The organism is Saccharopolyspora sp. NPDC045941 (genome assembly GCF_056431445.1).
In genome coordinates this window covers 73,719-79,718 of the sequence record NZ_JBWKKU010000045.1, presented here as the reverse complement: position 1 = coordinate 79,718, position 6,000 = coordinate 73,719, and the positions used below count along the sequence as shown (strand labels likewise).

7 protein-coding genes and 1 pseudogene are annotated in these 6,000 nt (G+C 71.7%); 6 read left to right on the top strand and 2 right to left on the bottom strand.

The genetic code is table 11. The features are described 5' to 3' along the window. Positions 1–574: 574 nt before the first annotated feature. From AC07FN_RS30820 to AC07FN_RS30805, 4 genes are read left to right on the top strand one after another with little or no spacing between them, the layout of a single operon-like run. Complete coding sequence (locus AC07FN_RS30820) at positions 575–1,534, top strand: iron-siderophore ABC transporter substrate-binding protein (RefSeq protein WP_478398751.1); 960 nt, start codon at positions 575–577, stop codon at positions 1,532–1,534. Positions 1,535–1,548: 14 nt separating this feature from the next. After that, on the top strand, positions 1,549–2,553 hold the full coding sequence (locus AC07FN_RS30815) for a FecCD family ABC transporter permease (RefSeq protein ID WP_478398755.1): 1,005 nt from the start codon (positions 1,549–1,551) through the stop codon (positions 2,551–2,553). After that, positions 2,550–3,575 (top strand): FecCD family ABC transporter permease, encoded by a 1,026-nt coding sequence (locus AC07FN_RS30810; RefSeq protein ID WP_478398750.1) that lies wholly within the window; start codon positions 2,550–2,552, stop codon positions 3,573–3,575. Before AC07FN_RS30815 ends, AC07FN_RS30810 begins: the two co-directional genes overlap by 4 nt. A gap of 4 nt (positions 3,576–3,579) precedes the next feature. Continuing rightward, positions 3,580–4,152 carry a pyridoxamine 5'-phosphate oxidase family protein gene (locus AC07FN_RS30805; RefSeq protein ID WP_478398749.1) on the top strand — a complete coding sequence of 191 codons (573 nt, stop codon included), beginning with the start codon at positions 3,580–3,582 and terminating at the stop codon, positions 4,150–4,152. 8 nt (positions 4,153–4,160) lie between these two features. Here the strand turns inward: AC07FN_RS30805 and AC07FN_RS30800 are convergent, their stop codons facing one another. Further along, positions 4,161–4,646 carry a hypothetical protein gene (locus tag AC07FN_RS30800; protein WP_478398748.1) on the bottom strand — a complete coding sequence of 162 codons (486 nt, stop codon included), beginning with the start codon at positions 4,644–4,646 and terminating at the stop codon, positions 4,161–4,163. Between the two features lie 58 nt (positions 4,647–4,704). On the opposite strand from AC07FN_RS30800, the pseudogene AC07FN_RS30795 reads away from it, so the two are divergent. Continuing rightward, a pseudogene (locus AC07FN_RS30795) lies at positions 4,705–4,857 on the top strand (histidine kinase dimerization/phospho-acceptor domain-containing protein); the annotation flags it as partial. A 108-nt stretch (positions 4,858–4,965) separates the two neighbouring features. Beyond that, positions 4,966–5,358 carry a sensor histidine kinase gene (locus AC07FN_RS30790; protein WP_478398747.1) on the top strand — a complete coding sequence of 131 codons (393 nt, stop codon included), beginning with the start codon at positions 4,966–4,968 and terminating at the stop codon, positions 5,356–5,358. An 82-nt stretch (positions 5,359–5,440) separates the two neighbouring features. On the opposite strand, the gene AC07FN_RS30785 is transcribed toward AC07FN_RS30790, so the two are convergent. Continuing rightward, a complete protein-coding gene (locus AC07FN_RS30785; protein WP_478398746.1) occupies positions 5,441–5,908 on the bottom strand; it encodes a dihydrofolate reductase family protein in 468 nt (155 codons plus the stop codon). Between the last annotated feature and the right edge of the window lie 92 nt (positions 5,909–6,000).

Sequence of the window (6,000 nt, the reverse complement as noted above, 5' to 3'; positions counted from 1 at the left end):
CAGAACCAGCCCGAACGCGTACAAGCCTTCTTCGGCAAGGACGAAGTCCGCTACGCCGCAGACTAGACACGCCACATTTGCACTACCAATCAATATGTATGCCCAATACACGGCGTCAGGGCCGTCCTCGCCCAGGAGTGTCCCAGGGGCACGGGCGCAGTGAACCCGCAGCGGTGCGAGTGTCGTAGGTGGGTTATGCGCTGCGACGCATGCGACACCTCATCGACGTGTGGGTTTGCGATCCGCGGCTGCGGGCCGACCAGGATGAAAAACGCTCAATTGAAACTGTGAGCTGGGCGCTCGAAGAGTGGCGATTGCGCCGCTGGTAGCCGGGTCCGGCGCGTGCGGTTGCACGGCATTCTGCAACGACCCCTGAGCCCGGCACCGGATTCCACTGTGGAGTCCGGTGCCGGGCTTGTTGTCCCGGCCGCCCGGTGTGACCGACGTCGTCCCTGGCCGCGCTGGGGGTGCTGGACTCGACCCAGTCGGACTAGTTAGGTTAGGTGTACTTAACCACTCTGATTGGGGCTTGATGCGGTTCTCTGGGCGTCGGGGTCGCGGAGCGCTCGCGGCGATGCTGTTGGTGCTGGTGGCGGCGCTCGCCGGGTGCGGCGGGCCGGAGCCCGGGAAGGAGCCGGTGGTGGGGGACGGGCAGTTCCCGGTGACCGTTCCGACCGCGTTCGGTGACGTCACGATTCCGGAGCGCCCGCAGCGGGTCGTCGCCCTGGGCTGGGGCGACGCGGAGGTGGCCCTGACTCTCGGCGTGCAGCCGGTAGGCGCTGCGGACTGGCTTCCGATCGGCGGGGACGGCGTTCCGCCGTGGCTGCCCGCGGACAAGAGGTACGCGACGCCGCCCACGATGCTCGGCACCATGGAAGTCGACATGGAGGCCGTGGCCGCGCTGGAACCGGACCTGATCCTGGACACCCGCGCCAGCGGCGAGCGGGACCGCCACGACCTGCTGGCCGGGCTGGGCGTGCCGGTGGTGAGCATCCCGGTCGGCGGGCAGGCGTACCGGACGAACTGGGACCAGCAGCTCGACATGATCGGCAAGGCCCTCGGCCGGACCGCGGAGGCGCAGCAGGTCCACGCGGACGTCGAGGCGAAGTTCCGCGAAGCCGTGGCCGCGCACCCGGAGTTCGCGGGCAAGACCGTGGTCGTCGGCTCCAAGATGGTCGGCTCCTACGGCGCCTACGTCAACGGCGGTTCCCGCGTCGAGCTCATGGAACGCCTCGGCTTCGTCCAGTCGCCGCAGGTGCAGGCCCAAGCGGGGGAGAGCTTCTCGGTCTCCATCTCGCCGGAGCGGATGGACCTGCTCGACGCGGATCTCGTGCTGATGTCGCCGATCGGCGTGAGCGCGGAGGACATCTCCGGCGATCCGCTGTTCCGGTCGGTGCCCGCGGCCCAGGCGGGGCACGCGGTCGTGCTCTCCGACGAGGAGATCTCGGACGCATTCTCCAGCGGCACCCCGCTCGGCCTGGTCCGCGCGGTGGACCAGGTCGTCCCGCTGGTCGCGCAGGCGCTGGCGCGCTGAGCGCCGTGGGTTCGGTGCGGCGCGGGACGCGTCCCGGTCTCGTCCTCGGAGCGATCGCGGCGGTTCTGGTGCTGGCGGCCTTCGCGAGCATCATGGTGGGCGCCAAGGGTCTCGCGCCCGCCGTGGTGCTGGACGCGCTGCTGCACCCGCGTCCGGGCTCTCCCGACCACCTGATCATCTGGCAGGTGCGCATTCCGCGGACGATCGTGGGGCTGCTCGCGGGCGCGGCGCTCGGGCTCGCCGGCGCGATCATCCAGGGCGTGACCCGGAACCCGTTGGCGGACCCGGGAATCATGGGCGTCAACGCCGGTGCATCGCTGTGCATCGTGCTGGCGATCAGCGTGCTCGGCGTGCAGTCGGTGGCCGGGTACGTGTGGTTCGGCTTCCTCGGTGCGATCCTCGCATCGGTCCTGGTCTACGGGGTGAGCATGCTGGGCGGGGAGGGCGGCACGCCGCTGCGGATCGCACTGTCCGGGGCGGCGTGCACCGCCGCGTTCGGCTCGCTGACCACCGGCGTCCTCGTCACCGACAACGTGACCTTCGAGCAGTTCCGGTTCTGGCAGGTGGGTTCGCTGTGGGGCCGGTCCTCGGACTCCGCTTGGCAGGCGTTGCCGTTCCTCGTGGCCGGTTTCGTGCTCGCCTTCGCGTGCACCCGGGTCCTCAATGGACTTTCGCTGGGCGACGATGTGGCCCGATCGCTGGGGCACAATGTGGTGGTCGGCCGCGCGACCTGCGCGGCGGCGGTCGTGGTGCTGTGCGGCTCCGCGACCGCGATAGCCGGCCCGATCGCGTTCGTCGGCCTGATCGTCCCGCACGCCGCGCGGCTGCTGACCGGCCCCGACCACCGCTGGCTGCTGCCGTTCTCGATGCTGCTGGCCCCGTTGCTGCTGCTGGTGGCCGACATCGTCGGGCGCGTGGCCGCGCCGCCGGGCGAGGTGCAGGTCGGCGTCGTCACGGCGATCATCGGGGCACCGGTGTTCATCCACCTCGTCCGGCGCCGCAAGCTGGTGGCCGTATGACGACGTTGGTCGCGGCGCGCCGCCGCAACGGCCTCCGCTACGCGGTCGTCCTCACTGGACTCACCGCCGCCGTGGTCGCCGTCCTGATCTTCGCCCTGTGCTTCGGCCGGTATCCGATCGGCGTGCCCGACGTGGTCGCGACGTTATTCGGCCAGGGCACGCCGAGAACGGACTACGTGGTGCTGCGGCTGCGGATGCCGCGTGCCCTGACGGGTCTGCTGGTCGGGGCGGCGCTCGGGCTGGCCGGCTCGATCTTCCAGCACATCCTGCGGAATCCGCTGGCCAGTCCGGACGTGATCGGCGTGACGGCCGGTTCGAGCTTGGCCGCCCTGCTGTGCATCACCGTGTTCGGAGCGTCCGGCTTCGTGCTGCCGACGGCGGCGCTGGCCGGCGGGCTGGCCACGGCCGGGCTGATCTACCTGCTGGCGTGGCGGCGCGGCATCACCGGTCACCGGCTGGCGCTGGTCGGCATCGGCGTCGCGGCGGTCCTGTCGAGCATCGTCTCGTACCTGATCACGCGCAGCGACACCGAAATCGCGACGATCGCCCTGTTCTGGCTGACCGGCAGCCTCAACGGCGTCGGCTGGGCCGAGGCTGCCACCGCGGCGGCGTTCCTGGCCGTGCTGGTGCCGGTCGCGCTGGTGCTCGGTCGTGTGCTCGCCGCCCTGCAGCTCGGCGACGAGGTCGCCCGGGGGCTGGGGCTGCGGGTCGAGTGGTGCCGCCTGGGACTGCTGGCGGTGGCCGTGGCGCTGGCCGGCGTCGCGACCGCGGTGGCCGGTCCGGTGGCCTTCGTGGCGTTCGTGTCCGGGCCGATCTCGGTGCGTCTGCTGCGGACCGGCCGACCGAGTCTGCTCCCGGCGGCGATGACCGGCGCGTTGGTGACCCTCGTCGCGGATCTCGTGGCGCAGCACCTCTTCTCCGGCGCCGTGCTGCAGCTCCCGGTGGGCGTGGTCACCGGGGCCGTCGGCGCCCCCTACCTGCTCTACCTGCTGGCCGTCGCGAATCGAAGGGCACGCGCATGACGACGTGGAATCTGGGCCAGGCCGAGCTGGTGACGTCGGAGGCGGCGCTCCGCGAGGTGGTGGAGCCGCCGGCACCGGCGATCGCGGCCAAGGGCATCGCCGGGATCCTCAGCAGGGACTTCATCGCAGCCTCAAGGCTTTTCTTCCTCGCCACCACCGCCGCGGACGGCAGCGTCGACCTGTCGCCCCGCGGCGACGCGGCGGGCAGCGTGCTGCTGTTCGACGACGACGGACGCTGGCTTTCGCCGACCGCAACGGGAACCGGCGCCTCGACAGCTTCCGCAACATCCTCCAGCACCCCCGCGTGGGCATGCTGTTCGTGGTGCCGGGCGTCGACCACGTCCTGCGGGTCAACGGCCGCGCGACGATGGTGCGTTCCGCCCCGTTCTTCGCCGAGTTCGCCGCTCGCGGCGTCGAACCCGCGCTGGCGGTGGTCGTCGAGGTGGACGAGCTGTTCGTGCACTGCGGCCGGGCGTTCCTGCGGTCCGGGGCCTGGGACCCGGAGCGCTGGCCCGAGCCTGCTTCGCTGCCGACTTCGGGCCAGCTGTTCAAGAGCCAGCTCGCCAGCGCCTCCTGATCGGTGAGTCAGCCGCCGATCCGGGGCGCCAGCCGGTCGCGCAGGCGCAGTCCGCCGATCGCGCCGGAGTCGTCCCGGCAGACGTCGATGGTGGTGCCGCGTTCGCTCGCCGGCTCGGTGATCACCAGCCGGTCCCGCCCGAACCAGGCGACCTGCTCGATCGACGGCGGCTCCAGGTAGTAGCTGCCAGGCCGGGGCGTCGGGCGGTGGATGCGCACCGCGGCCCGCCCGTCGGGGCGCTGGCTGAGTTCGAGGCGGTAGAAGGACGCGTCGAAACTGCCCGCCAATCCGGCGGCGTCGGCAGGGGCGTCGCCGGGTTCGGCGGGCGGCGTCTCGGCGGCGATGCCGACCAGTTCCCGCAGCAGCGCGGCACGCACCTCCTGGTTCACCTGCTCGCCCGACGTGCCGTTGGTCAGCAGCACGAAGGCGATTCCCCGATCCGGGACCAGGCACAGCTGGGTGCAGTACCCGATGGTCAGCCCGCCGTGGTACACGACGAACGAGACCCTCGACCGCCTTCAGCGCGCGCACGACTAGCAGGAACGATTCGTCGCCGACGCCAGCCACGAGCTGCGCAGCCCGCTCGCGAACCTGCGGGCGGGCCTGGAGGTCTCGCTCGCGCACCCGGACCGGGCGGACTGGCCCGACATCGCCCACCGCTCGCTGCTCGACGTCCAACGCCTGCAGCGCATCACCGCGGACCTCCTGCAACTAGCCGTCGGCCCGGACGGGCAGCCGTCGGCGGTCGTCGATCTCGCGGATGTGGTGGCGGAACAGGTCGCCGAGCGCTCGTTCGACGCAGGAGGTCCCAAGGTGAGCTCCATTGTGGAGGGGCCGGCACCGGTGGTGGGAGAACCGGTGCAGCTCGAACGCCTGCTGCGGAACCTCCTGGACAACGCGGTGCGCGACGCGCGCTCGAACGTCACCGTGCGAGTCGGCGAGCAAGCGGACGAGGTCGTCCTCGAAGTCCTCGACGACGGACCCGGAATCCCCGTCGAGGACCGCGAAAGGGTCTTCGACCGCTTCGCCCGCCTGGACGACGCGCGCACGCGAGACGCGGGCGGCTCCGGCCTCGGCCTGACGCTCGCCCGGGACATCGCCACCCGGCACGGCGGCACCCTCCGTGCGGCGGACGCCGAAGCGGGAGCCAGGCTGGTCGCCAGGCTGCCATCCGCCAGGCGGGCAGAACCCGAACCACCGGCCTGAACCGCGGTCGCCGCCGGTTGGGGCAGTGCTCCAACCAGCAGGCGCGCGGTGGGCCTTCGTGGTGAGTGCTCGTGCCTGGCGCCTATCCGAGTTGCGTGACGCCCTCGTAGTCGCCGACCGCCGCGTCGCCGGTGACCTCGTACTCAAGGAGCAGCAGGCCCCGCGTCGTGGCCTCGTGCCGGACGAGTTGCAGGCCAGTTGCCGCAGTCGGGTGGGTGAACAGGCGTCGGCCCGTGCCGAGCACGGTGGGCGCCACCACGACCAGGCGGAGCGTGTCGACGAGCCCCATCGACAGCAGTGCGCTGCTGAGCCGGGCACTGCCGTGGACCTGCAGTTCCCGCCCCGGCCGCGCCTTCAGTTCGCGGACCGCCTCGCCGGCATCGCCGCGGAGCACCGTGGTCGGCGGCCAGTTCCCCTCATCGAGGGTGTTCGACACGACGTACTTCGGCAGCGAGTTCATCCGCTCGGTGAACGGGTCGTCGGGGTCGGTGATCGTCGGCCAGTCGCGGGCGAACGCCGTGTACGTCCGCCGGGCCGAGCAGCAGGCCATCGGCGTGGTCGAGCCATTCCGACGCGCGCCGGACGAACGCCTCGTCCATGTGCGGCACGAGCCAGCCGCCCCTCGTGAAGCCGCCGCTGGTG

What these genes read in the sequence shown, in the direction of transcription:
- AC07FN_RS30810 (WP_478398750.1), top strand. Translation starts at nt 2,550, where the DNA reads ATGACGACGTTGGTCGCGGCGCGCCGCCGCAACGGCCTCCGCTACGCG.
- AC07FN_RS30820 (WP_478398751.1), top strand. Translation starts at nt 575, where the DNA reads ATGCTGTTGGTGCTGGTGGCGGCGCTCGCCGGGTGCGGCGGGCCGGAG.
- AC07FN_RS30785 (WP_478398746.1), bottom strand. Translation starts at nt 5,908, where the DNA reads ATGGCCTGCTGCTCGGCCCGGCGGACGTACACGGCGTTCGCCCGCGAC.